25 protein-coding genes and 2 pseudogenes are annotated in these 21412 nt (G+C 34.5%); 26 read left to right on the plus strand and 1 reads right to left on the minus strand.

Translation table 11 applies throughout. From position 1 onward, the window contains the following. The first annotated feature begins 1 nt into the window (after position 1). From QJV49_RS09410 to QJV49_RS09465, 12 genes are all read left to right on the plus strand, one after another. Entirely contained in the window at positions 2-334 is a 333-nt protein-coding gene (locus QJV49_RS09410) for a DUF956 family protein (RefSeq protein ID WP_281449132.1), read from the plus strand. A 216-nt stretch (positions 335-550) separates the two neighbouring features. Next, on the plus strand, positions 551-1327 hold the full coding sequence (locus QJV49_RS09415; protein WP_225512881.1) for a S24 family peptidase: 777 nt from the start codon (positions 551-553) through the stop codon (positions 1325-1327). A gap of 186 nt (positions 1328-1513) precedes the next feature. Continuing rightward, on the plus strand, positions 1514-3232 hold the full coding sequence (locus tag QJV49_RS09420) for a helix-turn-helix transcriptional regulator (RefSeq protein WP_225512880.1): 1719 nt from the start codon (positions 1514-1516) through the stop codon (positions 3230-3232). A 375-nt stretch (positions 3233-3607) separates the two neighbouring features. After that, a complete protein-coding gene (locus QJV49_RS09425) occupies positions 3608-3853 on the plus strand; it encodes a hypothetical protein (protein WP_225512879.1) in 246 nt (81 codons plus the stop codon). Then, positions 3843-4049, plus strand: a complete 207-nt coding sequence (locus tag QJV49_RS09430; RefSeq protein WP_309568388.1) for a DNA-binding protein — start codon at positions 3843-3845, stop codon at positions 4047-4049. The genes QJV49_RS09425 and QJV49_RS09430 overlap by 11 nt, the downstream gene beginning before the upstream one ends. 43 nt (positions 4050-4092) lie before the next feature. After that, positions 4093-4215, plus strand: coding sequence for a hypothetical protein (locus QJV49_RS09435; protein WP_003131860.1), 123 nt, complete (start codon positions 4093-4095; stop codon positions 4213-4215). 3 nt (positions 4216-4218) lie between these two features. Next, positions 4219-4554, plus strand: a complete 336-nt coding sequence (locus tag QJV49_RS09440; protein ID WP_012898553.1) for a hypothetical protein — start codon at positions 4219-4221, stop codon at positions 4552-4554. Between the two features lie 2 nt (positions 4555-4556). Then, positions 4557-5063, plus strand: a complete 507-nt coding sequence (locus QJV49_RS09445) for a DUF961 domain-containing protein (RefSeq protein ID WP_225512878.1) — start codon at positions 4557-4559, stop codon at positions 5061-5063. Between the two features lie 9 nt (positions 5064-5072). After that, the gene (locus QJV49_RS09450; RefSeq protein WP_225512877.1) at positions 5073-6692 is read left to right on the plus strand and encodes an FtsK/SpoIIIE domain-containing protein; all 1620 of its coding nucleotides are present in this window, start codon (positions 5073-5075) and stop codon (positions 6690-6692) included. 380 nt (positions 6693-7072) lie between these two features. Next, positions 7073-8350: a replication initiation factor domain-containing protein gene (locus QJV49_RS09455; protein ID WP_225512876.1), complete on the plus strand. Its 1278-nt coding sequence runs from the start codon at positions 7073-7075 to the stop codon at positions 8348-8350. A 24-nt stretch (positions 8351-8374) separates the two neighbouring features. Next, complete coding sequence (locus QJV49_RS09460) at positions 8375-8638, plus strand: hypothetical protein (protein WP_225512875.1); 264 nt, start codon at positions 8375-8377, stop codon at positions 8636-8638. A gap of 36 nt (positions 8639-8674) precedes the next feature. Further along, the gene (locus QJV49_RS09465; RefSeq protein ID WP_225512874.1) at positions 8675-8935 is read left to right on the plus strand and encodes a hypothetical protein; all 261 of its coding nucleotides are present in this window, start codon (positions 8675-8677) and stop codon (positions 8933-8935) included. A 170-nt stretch (positions 8936-9105) separates the two neighbouring features. On the opposite strand, the pseudogene QJV49_RS09470 reads toward QJV49_RS09465, so the two are convergent. Further along, positions 9106-10262, minus strand: a pseudogene (locus QJV49_RS09470) (IS3 family transposase). Between the two features lie 551 nt (positions 10263-10813). On the opposite strand from QJV49_RS09470, the pseudogene QJV49_RS13245 reads away from it, so the two are divergent. From QJV49_RS13245 to QJV49_RS09540, 14 genes and pseudogenes are all read left to right on the plus strand, one after another. After that, a pseudogene (locus QJV49_RS13245) lies at positions 10814-11014 on the plus strand (helix-turn-helix domain-containing protein). After that, on the plus strand, positions 11011-11235 hold the full coding sequence (locus QJV49_RS09480; RefSeq protein WP_225512584.1) for a helix-turn-helix domain-containing protein: 225 nt from the start codon (positions 11011-11013) through the stop codon (positions 11233-11235). The pseudogene QJV49_RS13245 and the gene QJV49_RS09480 overlap by 4 nt, the downstream one beginning before the upstream one ends. A 15-nt stretch (positions 11236-11250) precedes the next feature. Further along, positions 11251-11613 (plus strand): helix-turn-helix domain-containing protein, encoded by a 363-nt coding sequence (locus QJV49_RS09485; RefSeq protein WP_225512585.1) that lies wholly within the window; start codon positions 11251-11253, stop codon positions 11611-11613. Positions 11614-11649: 36 nt separating this feature from the next. Then, the gene (locus QJV49_RS09490) at positions 11650-12918 is read left to right on the plus strand and encodes a conjugal transfer protein (protein WP_058225861.1); all 1269 of its coding nucleotides are present in this window, start codon (positions 11650-11652) and stop codon (positions 12916-12918) included. A 5-nt stretch (positions 12919-12923) separates the two neighbouring features. Further along, positions 12924-13157: a TcpD family membrane protein gene (locus QJV49_RS09495; RefSeq protein ID WP_012898546.1), complete on the plus strand. Its 234-nt coding sequence runs from the start codon at positions 12924-12926 to the stop codon at positions 13155-13157. Positions 13158-13165: 8 nt separating this feature from the next. After that, positions 13166-13531, plus strand: coding sequence for a TcpE family conjugal transfer membrane protein (locus tag QJV49_RS09500; protein ID WP_012898545.1), 366 nt, complete (start codon positions 13166-13168; stop codon positions 13529-13531). Further along, positions 13531-16098 carry an ATP-binding protein gene (locus QJV49_RS09505; RefSeq protein ID WP_225512586.1) on the plus strand — a complete coding sequence of 856 codons (2568 nt, stop codon included), beginning with the start codon at positions 13531-13533 and terminating at the stop codon, positions 16096-16098. Before QJV49_RS09500 ends, QJV49_RS09505 begins: the two co-directional genes overlap by 1 nt. Beyond that, the gene (locus tag QJV49_RS09510) at positions 16099-18144 is read left to right on the plus strand and encodes an MnhB domain-containing protein (protein ID WP_225512587.1); all 2046 of its coding nucleotides are present in this window, start codon (positions 16099-16101) and stop codon (positions 18142-18144) included. 15 nt (positions 18145-18159) lie between these two features. Further along, complete coding sequence (locus QJV49_RS09515; protein WP_081043273.1) at positions 18160-19224, plus strand: phage tail tip lysozyme; 1065 nt, start codon at positions 18160-18162, stop codon at positions 19222-19224. 84 nt (positions 19225-19308) lie between these two features. Next, on the plus strand, positions 19309-19620 hold the full coding sequence (locus tag QJV49_RS09520) for a nucleotidyltransferase family protein (RefSeq protein WP_225512588.1): 312 nt from the start codon (positions 19309-19311) through the stop codon (positions 19618-19620). A gap of 102 nt (positions 19621-19722) precedes the next feature. Continuing rightward, positions 19723-20043: a HepT-like ribonuclease domain-containing protein gene (locus QJV49_RS09525; protein ID WP_281449133.1), complete on the plus strand. Its 321-nt coding sequence runs from the start codon at positions 19723-19725 to the stop codon at positions 20041-20043. 3 nt (positions 20044-20046) lie between these two features. Then, on the plus strand, positions 20047-20541 hold the full coding sequence (locus QJV49_RS09530) for a hypothetical protein (RefSeq protein WP_225512590.1): 495 nt from the start codon (positions 20047-20049) through the stop codon (positions 20539-20541). 22 nt (positions 20542-20563) lie between these two features. Then, complete coding sequence (locus tag QJV49_RS09535; RefSeq protein WP_225512591.1) at positions 20564-21112, plus strand: LPD11 domain-containing protein; 549 nt, start codon at positions 20564-20566, stop codon at positions 21110-21112. A 55-nt stretch (positions 21113-21167) separates the two neighbouring features. Continuing rightward, entirely contained in the window at positions 21168-21377 is a 210-nt protein-coding gene (locus QJV49_RS09540) for a DNA-binding protein (RefSeq protein WP_103054456.1), read from the plus strand. Positions 21378-21412 lie beyond the last annotated feature (35 nt).

Genomic DNA, 21412 nt, shown 5'->3' on the forward strand with positions numbered 1-21412 from the left:
TGTGGAATTGACAGCGGCTGCTAGCGCTTTAATTGGCGCTGCTGTGTCGGGTAAATTGGAACTGGGCGATGAAGGTTTTGTTTTTCATTATGGAAAGCAAAATGGTGGATCTAGTTTATTTTTTGCTTGGTCTGAGATTGATAAGCTTGAGCTAAGTATCAGTTTTAGGGGCAGATTGAAAAAAATTTTTGCCGTGTTTGTACGGGGGAACGTTTTTCGGTTTACGAGTGACGAAGTCAGCCCAATTTTGAAACTGATGCGTGAAAGAATTGGTAGTAGCAAGATGATTCGTGCGCGTAATTTGTTCTCGCCATTTGTAATTTTTGGGAAGTGAAACTTAAAACTGACGTTTTGCGATATGTTAGTTTTTTGCTCATTACTAAAAAGTTCTTTTTTGTAGGGAGAGCTTTTTATATTAGGCACTCACTCTTTGACTGTCAATAAAGAGAAGTTTATTTTTAAACACTTTTTGCTTCGGCAGTAATATCTCTTGATTTAAAAAATTTTTAGCGATATAATATTGATAATATCAATATTTGGAGACGATGTTATGGATATAGGCAAAAAATTAAAAATGTTGCGAGAGGAAAAACATCTAACGCAAGTAGAAGTGGCAAAAAAACTGAGTATCTCTCAAGGAAACTATGCTATTTGGGAAAAGAAGAAGACTAACCAAACGCTTGAAATGATAGAAAAAGTGTCCCGCTTTTATGAAGTTCCACTCCAAGTTCTCTTAGATGAAGAGCAACAAACACAAGATTATATTGATTTAGTTAATAATTATGAACAACTACATCAAGACCAAAAAGAGGTCATCGTGGATTTATCAAAAGTTATGGTAGAAAAAAATAAACGATTATCAGAAATTCGGGAAACGGCACCAGTTTACGATATTAAAACCTATCGTAAAAAAGACCTCTACGAAGTTGAAGTCCAAGATGAGGAGCTCTCTGCTGGTTTTGGGACAGGTATTAAAGACAATTATGAGACTTATACCATCTATACTGATACACCCGTTAGAGGTTATGATGGCGCTGCACGAATCAAGGGCGAATCCATGGAGCCTGATATTCCGAATGGATCAATCGTAACCTTTGTGAATAATGGCTTTGATATAGACGGAGATATTTACGTCATCTCGGAGGGAGGATATGGCGAAGAAACACTATATTGCAAGCAAGTTTACCAAGAGGAAGATAATCTTCGTTGTCATTCACTTAATCCTGATCCGCAGTACAAAGATTTTTACTTGGACGAAGACGCTCGAATTTTAGGTGCTGTTGTGGATTGTGTACAAGAGATTGATCCAGACTTAATAGAGGAGTGAGAACGTCTGTTCGAGTGTCATATAAAGCTACCTGGAACCCAATCCATTTTTAGATTTTATAAGTTATCAAGAGAGAATTTAGTTATTTAGGGGCCAAGAGATAAGTTGAAGGAGAAAGTCATGGAAAAAGATATTTCGTTCATGAAGTACATCAAAGCACACTTCTTACCCGTCTTATTTGATGCCGTGAATACACATCTGGAAAAGACCAGTCACGATTCATTACAAGATTTAGAAGTTCGGGCAGTTTATGTGTCGGACGCACCTTTCATGCGATTAAACTTTGATGTGGTGATTGTCGCAAAGCTTGTGACAGGACAAAATATTTTTGAATCTTGGTTGCACATTCCTTGTACAGGAGATTTAGAAAAGCGGCTAGAAGATTTTCAGGTCTTGTCCGTTTCTACTTATTCAGGAAAACCGTCATACCAAAATCCGTTATCTGATACCTTGCTTCCTTATCTTCATCGCGATCAACTGGATGCCGTAGCGAGTGAGATTATTAAGCGGTATTATCCTGAAGCGTTGCTCACGAACCAGGTGCTAGATGCTATGAAATTTGTTCAGAACTTGGGGCTAGATATTAAAATGCGAAAGCTCAGTAAAGCAGGGACAATTTTTGGGGAGACGATTTTTACAGATACCAAGGTAGAAATTTATGACAAAATTTCTGATAGTATGGTGGAGGAAGAGATTAAAGGTGGCACCATTCTGATTGACCCCAGCCATTATCTCACGCGAAATTATGGTGCAGTCAATAATACGATTGTCCATGAATGTGTCCATTGGTTGTTACACCGCAAGGCTTTTACCCTTGCTCGACTTTTTCAACCCAAAATGCGCTTTCTAAGGAGTTCTTTCAGTAATAAAACGACCCTAGACTGGATTGAGTGGCAAGCTAATACGCTAACACCTAGACTTCAAATGCCAATTGTCCCTTTCAAGGATAAAGTGATAGAACTACAAGGAGTTTATAACTACCTCAATAATGAGCAATCAAATTTGATTGGCGAAATGATTTATATCATTGATAGTTTAGCTAACTTTTATCACGTCTCAAAAATGGTCGCTAAAATTCGATTACTTGATGCAGGTTTTGAGGAAGCAAGCGGTATTTACAAATATGTGGACGGTCATTATGTCCAACCTTATTTTTTCAAGCGTGGTGTACTCTCTCAAACGCAAACTTTTGCGATTTCTTTAGAGGGAGCAATTCGCCAAAGTGCGACAAACAAGGAACTTCAAGAAAAACTTGATACAGGAAGTTACCTGTATGTAGATTCCCATTTTTGTTTGAATGACTCGAAGTATCTTCAAACGAATAAGTTTGGAAGGTTGGAATTAACAGAGTATGCGAGACTTCACATTGAGGAGTGTTGCCTGATTTTTGACTTGGTTGTTCAAGACAAGAAAGGGGAGTCTGTGTTTGAAGACGTCCTCTATCGGGACGCCAATCAAGAAATTCGGTTTGAAGCTCACTTCATCAATAAGAAAAACGTGGACGAAAAGTATCTCATTCGGAATCGTATGATTGAACTTCAAAAGCTGGCCATGTCTCTGCCTGGAAGCTTTTCAGGAACCGTTTCAAAATTGATTGAATGGTCGGGACTAACACTTGCCAAAGTGGAGGAACAGTCCCTGATTAGCGAGCGGACACTTTATCGTATGCGGACTGACGAAAATTATAACGTCTCGCTTGAATTGATACTTCAGCTGTGTATTGGCTTGCACTTGCCACCAGAAATTAGTGACATTCTTATTTCACGGTCAAGCAAACGCTTAGGGAATATGGAATTGCATTTTCTTTATCGTTTTCTACTCAACTGTTGTTATACCAGTACAATCTTTGAATGCAATGATATTTTAGAAGCACAGGGATTTAGTCGGTTAGGAAAAGAAAGTTAAAAATTATCCGCCACCAGATGGCGGATTAGGAACCTATAATAACAAGGATTACAGAGCATTTCTCTTTTGAGAAGTGCTCTTTTTGGCGTGGTTGAGCGAAAACTATCCGCCATGGGGTGTCCTGTTCATTTGTTTTTATATCGTTAAAATAGAATGTAGAGAAGGGATAAAACTTTCTCTCATGGTGAATATCAAATCTGTAAGGTAAAACTTACGAGTGGGAGAGAGCCAAGGACTGCGCCCGCTATAAAAAAATACCGTTATGCTATTTTGTACAAACGTTCCGATGGAGGAAATCAAAGTCATTTTGGTTGCGGGTTCGATTCCCGTCGTTTGTATTCTTCGAAGAAAATCAAAATAGGAAAAGAGAATGTCATGAACTACTATGAACAACAATTAGAGCGTTTCCGTCGAAATTTTAATTTTAGTTTTAAGATTTATGAGGGACGTCCTTTGGAGCAGAAGACGCTTTGCCTGCAAATGAAAGATAAAGTAGAGCATTTTCGGATTCCAAAGAACTATGCCATGCTCTATCGTACTCGTCAACAGCTGGTTAATTATATTCAGGACACTTATTTGGAAGTGCAAATCCAAGAGAAAGCAGGTAAATATGGACACTAAGACTGAAATCACCCCCAAAAAGAAAATGGTTAAACTTTACGGCACCAAGCAAGAAATTGCTTATATCTTTGGCGTCAATCTCAAAACGCTCGCCAATGATTTAACGGCTATGCGGCGTTTACCAGAATTTGCTGGTTATGTCCTGAATGTGGGGCATAAGCGAGTGAACATCTCAGTCAAAGGCTATGGTGAATGACCGAAAAGTCAATAAACTATAAATCTGAAATAAGAGAGGAAATATGTTTATAAAAGTGAAAGATATACCACCAAAAATACTAATCATTAATGGTAATCGCAAACAATGGCTTCAAAATCACCCTGATTTTGGGGCTTTTTTAATTATAGAAAAAGAGGAGGGCTAAAGAATGGCTCAATTAACAAGCGCAAAAACCCCAGTTAAAGGGTTTACTAAAGATGGAAAGATTTTTGTATCTCCTAACTATAAAACAATTCCACGTACAAAAGAAGTTGCTCAACACCACGTTTTCGTTGGTATGGGTGCTGGTCAGAAGAATTTTCTTGTTGTAACTTATGATGATGTACCGTCACAAGAAGTATTGGCAAAATCTGTTGTCCGTGGTCGTTTGGAATTGGATATTGATTTTATTACTTTAATTGATTTCAACTATCCTGAAAATGGAGTAACAAAAAATCAAGCAGCAGCCCTTGTTGAAGGCTTTAAAATTAAAGGAGAGAAATAATTATGGCAAAATATGGAATTGAAGCATTTAAAGATAACAAACCCGTCGCTTATCCGATTGACGCTAAAGAAACATACGGAACGTTGAGATTTACTGGTTCTGAAGTAAGAAACAAATTCATTTATATTGATGATGACGGAGAGGTTCACGAAGAACAAAACGCCCAAAACACATGGAAAGCACAAGATACAGGACAACCTCAAGATAAGTATATTATGGCTTATTCAAGTAAAACTAAGGATGTAATGGATATTCATGTTCCACTTGATTTTGATGTTGATAGCCTAGAGTTTGACCAAGAAATTGAATTAATTGGAGCTGTAGTTACAATCGGTAATTCTGAAAAAGAACAAAAAGTAGTCACTCGAAACGGTGAACAAATCCGTTCTGTTGATTGTAAAACTTTCCCTGTTCAAGTTGAGGGTGTGAACGTAAAAAGTTCAAAAACAGTCTCTCAACCAGCACAGCATCAAGGAAAAAATGAACAGTCATCTAAACCGAAAGAATAAGGTGATTAGATGAAAAGATTATTTTCAAAAGGTCACAGAGTTAGAAATAAGGACAAGCTCATTCCCTATTGGCTTGCTACTATTGTAGCTCTGCCTTTTTTGTTACTTATTGGTGCTGTAGGCTTTGTTATATTCGTGAGCTTGCCTAATCAATGGATAATATTTGGTATTGTGATTTTTGTACTAGTATTAATTTCAGCTATTGTTGTTTATCGGCTTTATTTAATACTTTTGAGCAAAAATAAATTTTTCATCCATCGTTACAGAGAATTTTTGCTGTGGCGATTTTTGTTTCAAAATGGTTTTTATTTTACCAAGGATTCAAAAGGGAAGCCAACCAATGGTAAACCTAGAATTAATTTTCCTAAAGTGTATTTAAAACAGGAAAAATACACGTTATCGGCTTCATTTCAACTTGAAGGCATTAAGTTTCAAGAACGCTTTTTAAGTATTGGCGGACAATTAGAAACAATGTTTTCAGCCGATATGATGGGGAGTGTGGATGATAAAGCCTTTATTACTTACAATTATGCGATTGATTCGATAAGAGGTCGGATTTCTACTAAGGATGTGACAGCGACAATTGCTAAAGGTGTGAAACTTTCAGAAGGGGTTTATTGGGATTTCGTACATGACCCTCATTTACTTATTGCTGGTGGTACTGGTGGTGGTAAAACGGTGTTCTTGCGTTCGTTATTGGTTGCTTTATTGCGACTGGGAAGAGTTGAAATATTAGACCCTAAACAAGCAGATTTTGTATCACTTAAAGATTTAAACGTTTTGAAAGGTCGTGTGACTTGGGAGACTGAGGAAATGGCTCAACGATTGATTGATTTAAATCACCAAATGGATGAACGTTATGAATTAATGCGGAAAATATCAAATGAGCGTAAAGAAAAAGAGTTAGGGGCTTTTTACAAGTATGATTTAAAACCACTTTTTATTATGATTGATGAATTTCCTTCTTTAGTTTCTGCTGTTGAAGATTTGCCACAGAATGCTTCAGTACATTATATGGAGTTTATGAGTGCCTTAAAACAGTTAGATTTAAAAGGACGTCAAGCAGGGTTTTATTTGATTATTGCTACTCAAAACGTAAAAGCGGATGATTTACCCTCTACAATTAAGGATAATATGATGTTGCGTATCACGTTAGGTCGTGTATCATCCTTTACTTATGCGACTTTGTTCGGTGAGGAAAACAAGGACAAGAAATTTAAGTATGTAGAAAAAATTGGTGCTAATCGAATATTTGGTCGTGGTTATTATGGAATTTTTGGTGTGCCCGCAAAAGAATTTTTTGCACCTTTACTGCCTGATTCTAAAGATTTTGATTTCTACACAGATTTTGAAAGTTTGCCACGGATTGAAGATGAAAAAACTCAATTTCCAGATGAAGTAGTAGAAGAAAAAAGATATTTACAGGCTGATGTCTTGGAAAAATTAGAAATTACTAGAAGTACATTAAAGAAAATTGAAAGTCTTTTGAAAGAAAATTTGTATTCATTAGAGGGAAACGGTTATTCTGAAAAAGAATTGGATGTGTTCAGAAAAATATTAGCTGAAGCTGAAGAAACAGGGCATACCTTACGTGATTCTGTAAGTGATGTGGTATCAACATTAGATTAAAACATGAGCAACTACTGTTGGTTTCATTCCGCTGTAATGACAAGTGGAATAGCAAGAAAAAAGGTTATCCTTTACTTGTCCTAAACGCTGATAAGATGAGCGAAGTGAGCGTAAGCGAAACGAAGGGAGTCTGAAGCGGAGAGGCTAGAAAAGGTCTTTTTTTATTGCGTTAAATGAAACGTAGGAGTTCGAGGAGATGAAAGCATTACAGGAGTTGAACAGGGTAGCCGTAGGCTACCCTGTTCAATGCGTCCTGTACCCCGTCGAGTAACACGGGGTACAGGTAGTACACAATGACAGTCAGCCCCACGGTTGAGCTAAAAAAACTGTGAACTTTATGATTTTTCATAAAAATAAGTTAGAAATACAAGGAAATATAGATGGAATTGGCAAAAGTTCGTAAGTCATTTGGGCTTTCTCAAAATGATATTGTCAAAATTACGGGTTTATCAAAATCAATGGTATCAATGATTGATAAAGGAGAAAGACAACTAAATAGTGAAAGTGAACAATTGTTAGTTGACTATCTTCACAGAAAACCCAAAGCAGATATAACAGCTATGATTGACTATTTAGTCATTCGAGTAAAAACATTGAATTATAAAAAATTTATCAATGAAGTATTGAAAATACCTGATTATTATTTTGAGCAAGGTCAATCTGGCGGTAATGGTTATCCATTTCGGATTGAATATGGTGAGATTAAAGTCTTTTATCATAATGAAAATATTGATATGGGTACTCGGATAGAGTTTAAAGGTGGGGCTTGTCGGTTATTTGAAACATTTTTAGAGGAACAAAATAGAACTTGGCAAGACTTTTTAAAAGATGTCATTAACTATTCTTTTGAAGCTACAAGAATTAATGGTGTAGATGACCCTATCGAAGCGAGAAAATTTCTTAAATTTAAACGTTTAGATATTGCGTTAGATGAACGATTCAATGAAAAAGGTAATTATAATCTGATGGCTCTATGGGAAAAAGTCAGAAAAGGACAAATTGAGATGAAACTCAAAGGGTTTCGTCCAGAAGAAGAATTTAAAATGTCGGATGGCTTTTTAAAATCTTTGGGAATCTCATTATATTTTGGTTCAATTCAAGGTTTCATTCGATTTAACTTTTATGAAAAAGATTTGGAACAAGCCTTTAGGCGAAATATTCCAGTAGAAGATGTTCAAGAAATATTTGGTTTTAAAAATCGTTATGAAATACGATTAAAAGATGATAAAGCCTTTCAAGTGATTGAGGATTTTGTGGGGTGGGAAAAAACTCCTGAAACACTTTATGATTTGGGGGTAGGTATTATCATGGACTACTTACAAGTTTTTGATGAAACTGGACGTCCTGATCGTTCATGGTATGAAGTTTTCGGTCAAGGAAAAAAATATAAATTTATTACTCAACCGAAAATTGAATCGTTAGAAAAAAGGAGAGCATGGTTTGACCGTCAGCTTAAAAGGAATCTGTATATTGAAGCAAGAATCTCACGAGAAACGGGTCGTTCTTATGTTGAAGAATTGATTTCTGAATATGACCCTGATGATGAAGATGAAAAAATAATCAGACGGGATGTTGAACGGATAAAAAACCGTGACTTTGAGCATGAAGCAAGAAGTACGCCTGAAGGACAGGCATTTTTGAAAGCATTAGGCAAATAATTACTTAAAAGAAAAGGATTTAGGATGAATAAAGCACAACGAAATTATGGTGACCAACTACGACAACATATTATTAGTCGTGTCAATCTTCCTGAAGCTCAACTTTTAAGAATGAAAATTGATGCCTTATCAACGTACCATTATTTACCCGATAGTGAACTTTATCGAGAATATATAAAAAAAGCAAGAAAATACCCTGTTGACCAACGTTTGAAATGGATAAAGCAGTATGTCAAAGAGTATGATTTATTGCTTCGACAAGGCTTTTCACCAATGGTAGAGGATTAACTAGAGATTAGAAAAAGAAAGTAAAAGGTAAATAATATGGCTTATAACAAAAAAGAATTAGAAACAAAGGTTCAAACTTTAGGACAATTAATGGAAGGTCATAAATACGATGAAGCGTGGACGCTTGCTGGTGAAATTAGCAGTATCGTTAAATCAAATAAAGATACTATGACTTGTACAGAGTATGAGATTGTCAATGATATTACAAAGAATTTTTATGGAATAAATAGACAATTGCAAAGCGTAAATAAACGTGCATTTGCGATGGGTAAAAAAGCCCAAGCCGTACAACTCTAAAAAATAAATAAAGGGCGGGGGTGAAAAACCTTGTCAAAGCAATAAAGTAGAAGTGCCTTCACTCATGGTAAGGCAAAGAGAAAGGAACTCTCCATGAGTGAGGAATAAAAAATATGACAGTAACAAATATGAGCAAAGCTCGACCACAGATTTGGACCAATGTCAAATATTTAGACACAAAATGAGCTATATTTTCTTAAAATAATTTTCTTCTTTCTGATTTGGAGTTAAACCATTGTTGGCGGAATGCGGATTATAATTGTTATAAAATTGTTCGATGTATTCAAAGCAAGAGAGTTGAACTTCTTGAATGGAGTGATAAGTTCTGCGATTAATTTCTCGTTGTTTAAGATACTTGAAAAAGACCTCAGTGACGGCATTATCATAAGGATATCCAGGCTTGGAGTAAGAAGCAAGCAATTGATGCTCATCTAATAACTTTCTAAAGGAAGCTGATTTAAATTGGCTTCCTTGGTCCGAATGAAAGATAATTGGTTCCTTAGGCTTCCTCTTATTTATAGCTATTTCTAAGGTGTCACAGGCGAGTTTGGCACAATCCTATCACTTACTTTCCACGCAATACATTTCCTTGAGTAGAGGTCAAGAATAGCACAGAGATAAACATGTCGTTTAGGTCCTATAGAGATATAAGTGAAATCTGTTGTCCAAACTTGATTTGGGGAGTTCGGGTTAAATTCTTGTTTAAGCAGATTATCAGAAGAAAATACAGGAGCTTTCTTTGATTTAAAACGAGGTTTGATGGTTGACATTTTAGGGAGTGTCATAGACTTGAGAAGTCTTAAGATACGGACTTCAGAAATATTAACGCCATAATCACGCAGAAGAATGATTTTAAAAGCTCTCGTTCCAATTCTTTTCTTGGCTTTCATATAAATCTCAAGGAGTAATTTTCTCAAGCGTTGATTTTCTACTTCACGCTTCGAAGGCTTCTTGTTTATGAAGTTATAGTAGGTGGAACGATTGACATGTAAAACACGACAGAGCATAACTGTCGTGTGTTCAAATCGGAGTCGATAGACGGCTTTTAATCTCATTTGGAGTTTTGCATGAATATGGCACTCGCTTTTTTTAAGATCAGATTTTCTTCCTCTAGTTGGGCATTCCTTTTTTGTAATTCTTGAATCTGTTTAGCAGTCAACACCGTATTATCTTCAAGACGCACTTGAGAGTACTGCTTAATCCATTTTGCAAGTGCAGAAGAAGATACCCCATAATCTTTACAGAGTTCAGTTTGTGTTTTACCAGTTTGATAGAGATTAACGAGCGATTGTTTGAAATCCTCGTCGTAACGTTTAAAACCTGACATAAAAGTCCTTTCGTTTTTGTGTCTTCCTAGACAGATTATAACACACAATTTTCTGTCCACTTTTATAGTATAGCTCCAATTGATTTTTCACTTCATAAAGCACCACTTAAAGATTTATATGATATTCAAATCATTTTTCCTGATGGAACAAATCAGTTTTGGTCTGGGTTGAATGAAAAGAAAGTCATGTGGTTGTGTGAAAAATACAATCCGATTTCAACTCCGCTGTCAATTGCGATTGCTCCTCGATTTTTGCCTAAAAGTAATATTCAAAAGCCTAACTGGGCGATTAGAAAGGTTTAGATAGTGAAAAAAATATGTGAAGTAATAAAGGGGATGTTACTATTAATATTCTTTTTACCTCTATGTTTTCTTTAAATTTGTGCCTTGATTTGGGCTGTAATGCTACCTTGGCTAATATTGTATTGTTTGTTTAACATTTATAGCGTTAGCGATTGGTATGAAGTTATAAAACTAATATCTATTTGGCTTGCAAGTTTTGGAGTTAGTTGTCTAGGGATTGCATTATTTAATTTAGGTGAGGATAATAAATGAGTGTATTTGCTGAACAACTAAAAACTTTACGAAAAATAAATGTACTAACTCAAAAAGAACTTGCTGAAAAATTAAAAATCAAACAAAACTCATATAGTGATTGGTAAAATGGAAAGAGTGAACCAAACATTGAAATGCTTGTAAGAATTGCTGATTCTTTTGACGTTAGCTTAGATTATTTAATGGGGGAAAAATGAAAAATATTAGTGAAGAATTTTCACTTTGCTTAAAAAAATTAAGAATGAAAAGAAAACTATCTCAAAAACAGATAGCTGAAGAATTGAAAATATCACAACAACAATATTCAAAGTGGGAAGGCGGAATAATTACTCCTAATGCTGAAACTTTAGTAAGGCTTGCTGATTATTTTGATGTTAGCGTAGATTATCTACTTGGTCGAAAAAGAGAAAGAAATTAAGAAGGAATAAAAATTATGAGTTTTTATCAAAGAATTCAAGAACTCGCCCAAAAAAAGGGAGTATCTTTTAAACAAATCGAGAAAGAAACGAGTTATCCAACTAACACTCTATATGGGTATAAAAGTAAAGTTCCAGGAGGACAGCGTTTAGTTGAATTATCACAATACTTTGATGTCAGTATAGATTATTTAATGTGTAGAAAAGCAAAAGATACAACTGAAGAATTTGAAGAATTATTTAAAATGATATATAGGGATTTTATCTTAGCCGTAAGAGAATGCAATTTTAAAAGAATGGACTTTGTCGCAAATCTTTCGTTTTTGTGTCTTCCTAGACAGATTATAACACACTTATTTGTGTCTACTTTTATAGTATAGCTCCAAAGTGAAATAGAAAGAAAGAGAGGGTAATGTTTGAGACCAATTACAATAAATGACCTTGCGAAAGCCTTAAAGGTTAGTGTGGGGGTTCTGCTAGTACTATGTCAGGTTAACGGAATTGAAGTAGAAGATGAAAATTCTGAAATTACGTTGGAACAGTCAGCACTTTTAACACAATCACTAAAAGAAAATGATTCTGTTGTTCCATCAATGGAAACAAAACCAACAAAAAAGAAAAAATCAATTCTTCCATTTTCTGAGAAAAAACCTAAGGTTAGTAAAAAGAAGTGGAAAAAAGAAGAAAAAGAGGGTTCTAATCAAGAACCATTGAAAAATCAAACGTACGAAAAAAGCGTTATTCCTAAAAGCTACAATCAAAAATGGAGTAATCGTATTTTTATTGGTTTGATTGCTGGTGTAGTTCTATTATCTGTTGGGAGCGGAGTGAGTTATTTACAAGCTAAGAATCATGTTCATTCTGAAGCAAATAAAATTGTTAAATCTGACAAAGAACAGATTCAAAAAATATCAAATGGGCAAAGTTCACAAAATTATAAAGCTCAAATATTTTTAAACGATTTTGTAAAAGCATATTTTAATGTTCCTAGTGATGAAAAGGAACAAGAAGATTATCAAAAAGTGCTTTTAGCCTTTTACGGTCAAGATTTACCTGTTGCATCACAGGGGCAACAAAAAAATCAGAGCGAATTAGAATCTTCACAGTTAATGGATATAACAAATTCAACTGCAACCTATCTTGTGACCTATACTACACATACAAAAGAAAATGTGCCAGCATCTAAAGGAAAAAAAGCATCTGTTAAAACTGTTACACATGATAATAGTACATTGTTCAAAATTTCCTATGGAACAGTTAAAGGAAAATATTATGTTTCAACGTTTCCAACATTTGAAGATGTTACCAGCTTGAATGCTGGAAAATCAGCACCTCTTTTAACAATGGATGCGGTCACTAACTTATCTAAAAGCAAAGAAAATCAACTTAATACTTTTGTGAAAAGTTTACTTGAAGCAAAAACAAAAAATCAAGAAACATTAGAGTTGTTAGCTGATGGTTTGACCCTATCTTCTAATGAAGAATTGGTTTCAGTCGATTACACCAATTTTCAACAAAAAGGTAAAGATACTTACAAAGCGATTGTTCAAGCAACCTTTAAAAATGATATGGGAACACACCCTGAAAATTATGTCTTTACTATCACTAAAACAAACAAAACATTCTTTGCACGTGATTTTACTAATGTAATAACTGCAAAAGATATGGAAACAATGAAAGGATAAATAAAATGGATTTATTTCAAGCACTTTGGAAACTTGGCTCAGGGCCTTTTTTAGCATGGATGGGTTTTAAAGTTATTAAAGAAATGCACTCTCATAAAACAATGGCTGCTGTTGCGGTTATTCTTGGCGCTGGTTTGGTTTGGTGGTTCGCTGCCAACCCTGAAAGTTTCATGAATATCATCGGTGGAGTAGTCGGAAAAATTATTAAATGGATTGGAAGTAAATTTAACTTAGGATAGGGGAATTAATGAAAGATAAACGGTCGTTTTCACTTAAGCGTTCGTTTGAACAGCCTGTGTGGATTCAACAAATTACTAGAAATTGGTCTTTAAACAATGCCAAAAAGTTCTCTACATACGCTTATGCGGTGGGGGTATTCATTATTTTATGGATATTCCCTTTTCAATTCTTGGAGATAATTCCCTTGAATTGGCGCTTGTTTGGAGATGGCTTTTTAGCTTGGAGTGTCGGTCTTGCTTTTTCAGATTATCGACCTGACGGAAAGAGTTTTCCTGTTTACTTATGGGATTTCTCAAAAACATATGTTATATATTTTAGAAAAAAAGGTTACTGGGTGAAAGGAGTTCATCATAGAGAGGTGGAAGAAGATTAATGTTTAAAAATCGAAAATATAATGATATCATCGCATTTCATAAAAATTTGATGTTAAAAGAAAATGGTCAAGTGTACGCTATGTTTGAAGTTCCGGCAATGAATTTATCTCGTACAGATGAACAAGCAAAGGAAACAGCGAAAGCAATTCAACATAGTGCTTTTCTTGAACTCATTCCATATCACAATGGGGAAATCCTAACTTTACCTATGAATCTTGATGTGTTCTCTCGTTATCAAGTCTTATCGGATGATTTGGCAGATGATACAAGAGAAGTAGCAGAATATATGTTTGATGGTACGTTAGATTTATTTGCTGAAGAAATGGGCGCACCTTATGAATATCGCTATTTTATGGTTATTCCATTAAAAAATAACTTTATTTCTACAAACCTTATCAAGACCATTAAAACAACGTTTGAACAATTAAAAGAGCAAGCAATGGGCTATTTGAAAGAAAAACAATTTTTTGAGGATTGGTATGAAGAGTATGAGGGGCTTAATGATACGCTATCCTCTACTCTGTCAACGTTGGATGCAAAACCAACAAATGGGGAGCAAACAAAGTTTATTAATCGTTATCAATACTTACGTGGCTTATATTACAATCGTGAACATGAGGTCAATATGGTGGAAAACTCTATTTCTAATCTTGAAGAAGTTCGTAAGAAATACTTTGTAGATGGTACAAGCCGTTTAGGTAACGATTATGGAGAAAGTGTTGTAAAAGTTCTTCCAATTGCTTATTTGCCAAATAATGTAAGTTACTTTCATTTGGTTGAGTATATTCAAACAATGCCTTTCCCAGTTGAAGTTAATACGAAGTATTATTTTAATAAACGAAAAGGTTGGAACTCTATTAAGAAAAAGGCTGAACGTGCTTTAGGACGACTAAAACAGACACAGATTGAAGCTTACGAAAAGGATTCAATCCAAAATGATAATATTGGAGCTTCAGTTGAAGTCTTAGGAGATGTTATTCAAAGGGATAATGCAAATGAGGTTTTTCTTTCTTATCTCATGACCCTTATTATTACTGGTGAATCAGTAGAAGAGGTTGAATGGAAACAAAACCATTTGATGGAGAAAATGAAGGCTTATAATATTGAGCTATCTTCAGCAATGGGTGACCAGCCCTATTTACTTGATAAACTTACTTTTGCTAGTGATTTACTGGCAACGGATAAAAACTGGATACAGCCAATGTCAATTGAGAGTTTCTGTGAGAATCTCTTTTTTGTTACCGAAAAAGTTGGGTTTGACTACGGTTTCTATCTAGGTCGTGTTGATGGTTCAAGTCGAAATTATGGTGGAGATTTTAAGCAAGCTCTTGCTGATTCTAATAACCTTGTTTTTGTCAATCCATTTGCTGTTAATAAAGACATCTTGGGAAAAGTAACCAATAATCCAGCGACTGATGTTACAGGTGAAACTGGGGCGGGTAAAAGTTTCTTGGCTAAACTGTTGTTCTTGTATATGACTTTAATGAAATCTAAAAATTTATATATTGACCCTAAAGCAGAGATGCGAAATCAATATTTAAAGGTCATGGAAGAATACAAAAATGCACCTATTCCTGATGATGATGCAAGCGAAAAGGAAATTTGGTCTTATAATTTCAAACAAGCGATTGTAAGATATATTGAGAAAATTAATTTCATTACTTTTGATGCGGAAAATGAAAAAAATCACGGGGTGCTTGACCCTATTGTATTTTTAACTGGTCAAGAAGCAGTTGATTTAAGTAAAACACTTGTTAAACAAGTTATCCCTGAAAAATATCGAAATATCGATTTTGACACGGAATTTCCAAATGCGGTTGAAATGTTCCTTGAAAAACGTAAACGTGGTGAATTGGTTGGTTTACTTTCCATTTTTGAATATCTAAAAGACAATGAAGTTGAAGGAATTTCTAAGGTGGCTAAATATTTAATTGGTAATAGTCACCGCTCTGTTCTCTCACTTATCTTTTCAAATGGTCAAAATAAAGCGATCTCTATGGAAAGTCGCATTACTATTTTAGAAGTTCAAGGGCTTTCACTTCCACAAGCTGGAGATAAACCTGAGCAATTCACAGATGCTCAAATTAATTCCTTAGCGATTATGTATGCGTTAGGACATTTTTGTACATGGTTTGGTCGTAGAGATAAATCAGAAAATACATCTACGTTATTTGATGAAGCGTGGTTTTTGGAATCTACACCAATAGGGGCGCATATTTTGAAAGAAAAACGGAGAACTGGTCGCTCTTATAATGATTTTACATTCCAAGTTTCACAATCGGTTAAAGATAAGAGTGAGCTTGAAGGGTTGAAAGATAGCACTAGTTTTGGTCAAACCTTTGCCTTTCTTGAACCAAATGAAGTTGATGAAGAATTAGCTTATCTTAAAATTCCGAAGACAGATGAATCAAGAAAAATGATGAATACAATGACAAAAGCGCAATGTGTTTATAAAGATTGTTTTGGTCGAAAATCAAGAATGACAGTAGATGGAGTTTTTCCTGAAATTTCAAAACTTTTTGAAACACAAGAAGGTAAGAATGCTTCGGCTAGAAAGGTAGCGTAAATGAAAAAAAGAACAGTCCTTATTTTAGTGGCGCTGTTTTTCTGTTTTATTCCCCTTTCCAAAGTCGGGGCTGATACATCAAGTGGTTCAATACCTGGTATAGATTTACCAGACCAAAATACACTAGATGATTTAAATAACTCTGCGGATGATGCACAAAATGCGGTTGATGATATAACGGATGCTTCAGATGATGCAATAAATAAAGAGTTAGGTGATGATTCAACAAATTATGAATTAGGTGATGATAAAACACCACTCTATGTTTATACATCTTATCTTGATACTGACAATAAGATTAAAGTTACTGTTAATATGGGGGTGCAAGGTGTATTCTACATTGCAAAACAAGAATATAGTTTTACAAAGTGGATAGATAACATGTTTTCTAAAATCAATGTTGTTAAAGACTATGGAAAAATTGTTCTTGCATCAGGAAAAACAGTTTATGATTCCTTGCTCAGTCCGTCCAACCCTTCTTTTTGGTTGATTGCAACATTTATACTGTATAGCCTGCTTCGAGCATTCTTAAAAGGGCATCTTGCTAAAACAGTAATAGTGATTTTTGGTTTACTGATATTGAATAGTTCATTTTTCAATTTGGGCGGAAAAGTTATTGATACAGTTCAGACTAAATCGGCAGATATTAATACTTCAGTGATTGAAAAAATTAAAATTGGTGGGGTATCTAACGGTAAGCCTGATTTACTTCAAACAATGGTTATTACACCATTTGAAAGAATGAATTTCGATAATGATAAGCAATATGGTACTAAAAGTGAAAATGTTAATAAATTAATTAATTCAGGCGGAGATGCTGGTAAAGTAGCGGACATAAGGAAAGCCGAAAAAGTAAGTCATTTACGCTTTAATGAAATTGGAGATAAGTTTTCTGTTGCTCTTGGGGCAGTTATCAATAATTTTGTTTTAGGATGTGGTGTTTTACTCTTCAAGTTAGGAGCGCTTATTGCGGGTATTGCATTTCTTGTTTTCTTACTTGTAGCACCTATTGTAGCCTTTTTAGTTTTCCTCTCAGTTTTTGAGCAAGCGGGTAAAAACTTAGTTGTCAAAACAGGGGTAACCCTTATTTTGTCTGTACTTTTAGGGTATGCGACAACTTTATTTTTAAGTTTGAATAATTTCTTAGATACTATCTTTGGTGGTGCTGGTGCAAATTATTTGTTTATGTCAATCGCAAAAGTGATTGTATATGTTATCTTGTTTAAATTTAGAGGTTTCTTCTTCTCTGTTTTAGGTAATGCATCAAGTGCGATTACAAACAATCGAGCATTTAATGCAATGGACACAGCATTTTCAAGAGCTAAACAACGGACATTACAGCCAATATTGGCTGGTGGAACAGCGGGGATCATTGCTGGTAAAACTTTTGCAAAAGATATTAATTATAAAGTTGGAACGGGTGCAATTAATCGTCGTCGTTCAGAAAATCGATTTAAAAAGTATGGTGAAAGTATGAAGAATATTCTTGACCCTAATTCCGATGAGAAAAAACGTAATAAGGCAACTAAACAAAAAGAGCGCTTTGAGAAACGTTTTGAGAAACAAAATAAAAAAGCGGAGAAAAAACAACAAAATACTCAAACTTCAGAAACTAAAAAGAAACGAGCAAGTGACAAAGTTGCTCCTTATTCTGATATGAATAAAGCACAACCTAAGACAGAAACAGGTAAAAATCTTAAAGATTTGAAACAAAAATCGGAGCAAAAAGTTGAACATGATAAAAAACTTGAACAATTACGCCCAGCAACTGAGCGAATGGTGAAAAATACGCAACAAAATTATGAGAAAAAACATCAATCAGCAGAAAGCAGAAATCAAGCAATTGTTAAAGGTGTAAAAGCGAATCAAGAACAAAAAGCAAGTGCGCAAAGAATGGCACAACGCTTTGAAAAAAATAAACAGCGTTTTAGTCCAAATAGTAATAAGCCTATAAAAACGAGTGTGAAACAGTCTGTTAAGTCAGAAGATATTAAACGAGAAAATGCTCAAATCAATCGTCCTACTAAGATTAAAAATGAGTTGTAACAAAAGGGGGGAGCTGTGATTAAAAAGAAACTGAAGCGAAAACTTACTTTATCTTTTGTTCCTCTTTTATTGCCCTTTGTTTTCCTTTTGACTTTTTTATTTGTCCTTTTTAATGTTGTTACTGCGGATGATTCCTCTAATAATAATGTTAATGTGAACACTACACAGCAACAAGTCGCAAAAACGATTTGGGATAGAGCATTAAAAGAGGGCGGAACTAAAGAAGGAGCTGCTGCTTTAATTGGTAATAGCCAACATGAAAGCGGTGGATTGATTCCAAGCGCTATTCAAAGTCAAGCGTCCTATGATGAATCAAAAGCTATGAATGGTAGTATCGGTGGCTATGGCTTTGGTTTAGCACAATGGGATAGTGGTAGGCGAGTTAGTTTGCTTAAGTACGCTAAAAGTCAAAAAAAATCTTGGACAGATACTAATATTCAAGTTGAATTTATGTTTGAACACGATGATTCTGATTCTACGTTGATAAAAAAATTAGTTAAAGAAACTAATATTAATCAAGCCACAGAAGATATTATGCGTAAATGGGAACGTGCGGGGGCAGTTGATAGCCTTTCTCAGCGTCAAGAATATGCTCAATATTGGTACACATTCTTTACTACTGGTGGTGATAATGGAACTGGTGGCGGTTCAGGTGGCTCAGGAATTACTCCAGATATTCCGTCGGGTTGGACTTTGGATAAACCAATTAATACTAGCGGTTATATTGCATCAAGTTATGAGTACAAACAATGTACGTGGTTCACGTGGAATCGAGCTAAGGATTTCGGTATTACTTTTGGAATGTATATGGGTAATGGTGCTGATTGGCAAAAACAAGCTGGTTATACAGTAACAACTACTCCAACACTCCATAGTGCGGTTAGCTTTAGTGGCGGTCAAACAGTAGGTGGTCAATGGAATGCTGACCCACAATACGGTCACGTGGCTTTTGTCGAGGGAATACATTCAGACGGTTCAGTCTTGATTTCACAGTCAGGAACTGGTTTTAGTACAGTTTATACTTTCCAAGTTTTAACAAAAGCACAAGCTAGTCAATTGCATTATGTGATAGGAAAATAAAAAAAGTTTAATTAGCTCTATTATGTGATTAAAAAAAAGTTTGATATAATAAAATAAAGTGTTAATAAGGCGAGGAGGATAGTGATGTCAGTATTATCAATGAAAGAAATAGTTGAGAAAATTAGACCAATAATTAAGGAATACCAAATACCTGAAGTATGGATTTTTGGCTCTTACGCTAGAAATGAAGCTTCTGAGAATAGTGATATTGATTTAGTTGTTAATTCAAGTGATATTGATGATTATGCTTTTCTTTTTGACTTAGAAGAAAAAATAGAAAAAGTTCTTAATCGTTCCGTAGATATAATTGAGGAAGAAACGCTCTATAATAAACGCACACCTCAGAGGGAGCGTTTTAATACAAGTGTTCGTAATGAGATGTTTAAATTGATTTAAGATGAAATAGCAATGGTTCAAGCCTAACTTTAAATAGTTAGTTTTTTTTATTTTATAAAGAAATAGGTGAATATGAGAAAAGATAGTAGATATATTCGCAATATGATTGAATTTGGCGAGAGGGCTTTAGAAACTTTTGCTAAGGTAAATGATAACGTGGAAAAATTGGAAGAAAATTATGATCTATACAATTCAGTTTTAATGAGCTTAGTTCAATTGGGAGAAAATGTCAATTTAGTGGGTGAAGAAATAAAAGAGAAGTATCAGGGTATCAATTGGAATAAACATAGAAGAAATAGAAATAGAAATTTTTATGTTCATGTTTATGGTGCTGTAAATATTAGACGTTTAGGGGAATACCTTCATAAAGATGTTCCAGAATTAGTTGAAAATTTAAAAATGATTGAACGTAAAGTGAGATAGATAATGTCAGAACTTGAAGAAGTTAGAGCAAGTGGGAAAATGTCTGAAAGAGTGTTAGAAAATAATTTCAGGCACTTCGACCATAGACTGCGAGTAATTGAAGGAGAGCTTAAACTCTGTCCTTATGCGACTTTTTCTGAAGTAATAGCATGGGGAGAACAATTAAAAAATGCAATTGGAAAAATTAAAGCAATACAAGAAAGTAGCGTTATAAAATCAAAAAAAGAGTGGGAGAATTTGCAAGAAAAAATGTTAGATTACATGAAAATAGATAGTGATTTTATTCAAGTGTTCTCTAGTCATGTAATTTTCCTTGTTCAATTGGAACAACGCTATCGTCAAAGATTAAGCATTTTTGCAAATAATTTAGATAATAGTGTTCGCTATCTAAAAAGATACGCAGATGATTTGGAAAAGCAAGGTTTCTCATTACAAGGAGTGCTTGCTGAAAGTAAAAATTTAAGTGATATGAACTGGTTAAGTATTTTAAACTACTAGTTGGTTCAGAAAGGAATATAAAATGGCAGAAATACAAGTCAAAAGAAATTATGCTATGTGGTTTGATGAGTTTATCAAGGTAAAAGGAAAAATAAAGGAAGCGTGTATTTATATAGGGTTAGCTGAAGATGAAGAAGGCTATGATTTTGATTATACTTTTATTCCAGTTGAAGAAAATGAAAATAAAATGATTCTTAATTTTGGGGGAAGTGCAAATTATAAATTTGTTGGTACGAAAACTTTTGAAAACCCTAGATTAAATTACCGTTATCCTCTTGGAACGTATGAATTTACAGAACCAGATGAAGCCACGAGATTTAATTATATGATGTTAAGTAGGTTACAGAGTGACTGTGAGTACGTTGTAGGGCATTTTTCCAATTTTTGTAAAAGAAAGATACCAGAAAGCAGTATTGCTAATGTTCTTTGGGGAACTACGATAGACCGTCATTTTGCGGAAATGTATCGTCTTTATGATAATTTTTCTGAGGAAGAAAGCCCCCAATGGCTCACAAGAGTACAAATTGATGAATACAAAAATAAAATTAAAAAGTTAGTGATAAAAGAATAAATTAAAAGAGCAGGAGAAATCTTGCTCTATTTTTTTGCGTTAGAAAGGTAAGAAAATGGAAAGAGATACATTTGATAAATGGGAAATTGCGGAATTATTTGGTTTTGGAATAAAAGTTGTTGAAAGAGATTTAACAGAAATGAGAAAACATGATGAATTTTCAAATTATGTATATAATCCAAGTAAAAAACGGGTATGTATAGAATTAGTTGGTTATAAAAAGTTTTTACGTTACAAAGATAGCCTTAGAAAAAAGAAGTTATAATGTGTTATAATAAATGCACTGTGTACTTCTTTTCA

The organism is Lactococcus sp. NH2-7C (assembly GCF_029953655.1).
Classification (GTDB): domain Bacteria; phylum Bacillota; class Bacilli; order Lactobacillales; family Streptococcaceae; genus Lactococcus; species Lactococcus lactis.

Excerpts from the sequence above, each read along its gene's own strand:
- QJV49_RS09530 (WP_225512590.1), top strand. The coding sequence starts at position 20,047 with ATGTCAGAACTTGAAGAAGTTAGAGCAAGTGGGAAAATGTCTGAAAGA.
- QJV49_RS09495 (WP_012898546.1), top strand. The coding sequence starts at position 12,924 with ATGGATTTATTTCAAGCACTTTGGAAACTTGGCTCAGGGCCTTTTTTA.
- QJV49_RS09445 (WP_225512878.1), top strand. The coding sequence starts at position 4,557 with ATGGCAAAATATGGAATTGAAGCATTTAAAGATAACAAACCCGTCGCT.
- QJV49_RS09455 (WP_225512876.1), top strand. The coding sequence starts at position 7,073 with ATGGAATTGGCAAAAGTTCGTAAGTCATTTGGGCTTTCTCAAAATGAT.
- QJV49_RS09540 (WP_103054456.1), top strand. The coding sequence starts at position 21,168 with ATGGAAAGAGATACATTTGATAAATGGGAAATTGCGGAATTATTTGGT.
- QJV49_RS09500 (WP_012898545.1), top strand. The coding sequence starts at position 13,166 with ATGAAAGATAAACGGTCGTTTTCACTTAAGCGTTCGTTTGAACAGCCT.
- QJV49_RS09450 (WP_225512877.1), top strand. The coding sequence starts at position 5,073 with ATGAAAAGATTATTTTCAAAAGGTCACAGAGTTAGAAATAAGGACAAG.
- QJV49_RS09465 (WP_225512874.1), top strand. The coding sequence starts at position 8,675 with ATGGCTTATAACAAAAAAGAATTAGAAACAAAGGTTCAAACTTTAGGA.
- QJV49_RS09440 (WP_012898553.1), top strand. The coding sequence starts at position 4,219 with ATGGCTCAATTAACAAGCGCAAAAACCCCAGTTAAAGGGTTTACTAAA.
- QJV49_RS09510 (WP_225512587.1), top strand. The coding sequence starts at position 16,099 with ATGAAAAAAAGAACAGTCCTTATTTTAGTGGCGCTGTTTTTCTGTTTT.
- QJV49_RS09520 (WP_225512588.1), top strand. The coding sequence starts at position 19,309 with ATGTCAGTATTATCAATGAAAGAAATAGTTGAGAAAATTAGACCAATA.
- QJV49_RS09525 (WP_281449133.1), top strand. The coding sequence starts at position 19,723 with ATGATTGAATTTGGCGAGAGGGCTTTAGAAACTTTTGCTAAGGTAAAT.
- QJV49_RS09425 (WP_225512879.1), top strand. The coding sequence starts at position 3,608 with ATGAACTACTATGAACAACAATTAGAGCGTTTCCGTCGAAATTTTAAT.
- QJV49_RS09480 (WP_225512584.1), top strand. The coding sequence starts at position 11,011 with ATGAAAAATATTAGTGAAGAATTTTCACTTTGCTTAAAAAAATTAAGA.
- QJV49_RS09460 (WP_225512875.1), top strand. The coding sequence starts at position 8,375 with ATGAATAAAGCACAACGAAATTATGGTGACCAACTACGACAACATATT.
- QJV49_RS09430 (WP_309568388.1), top strand. The coding sequence starts at position 3,843 with ATGGACACTAAGACTGAAATCACCCCCAAAAAGAAAATGGTTAAACTT.
- QJV49_RS09535 (WP_225512591.1), top strand. The coding sequence starts at position 20,564 with ATGGCAGAAATACAAGTCAAAAGAAATTATGCTATGTGGTTTGATGAG.
- QJV49_RS09435 (WP_003131860.1), top strand. The coding sequence starts at position 4,093 with ATGTTTATAAAAGTGAAAGATATACCACCAAAAATACTAATCATTAAT.
- QJV49_RS09505 (WP_225512586.1), top strand. The coding sequence starts at position 13,531 with ATGTTTAAAAATCGAAAATATAATGATATCATCGCATTTCATAAAAAT.
- QJV49_RS09485 (WP_225512585.1), top strand. The coding sequence starts at position 11,251 with ATGAGTTTTTATCAAAGAATTCAAGAACTCGCCCAAAAAAAGGGAGTA.
- QJV49_RS09415 (WP_225512881.1), top strand. The coding sequence starts at position 551 with ATGGATATAGGCAAAAAATTAAAAATGTTGCGAGAGGAAAAACATCTA.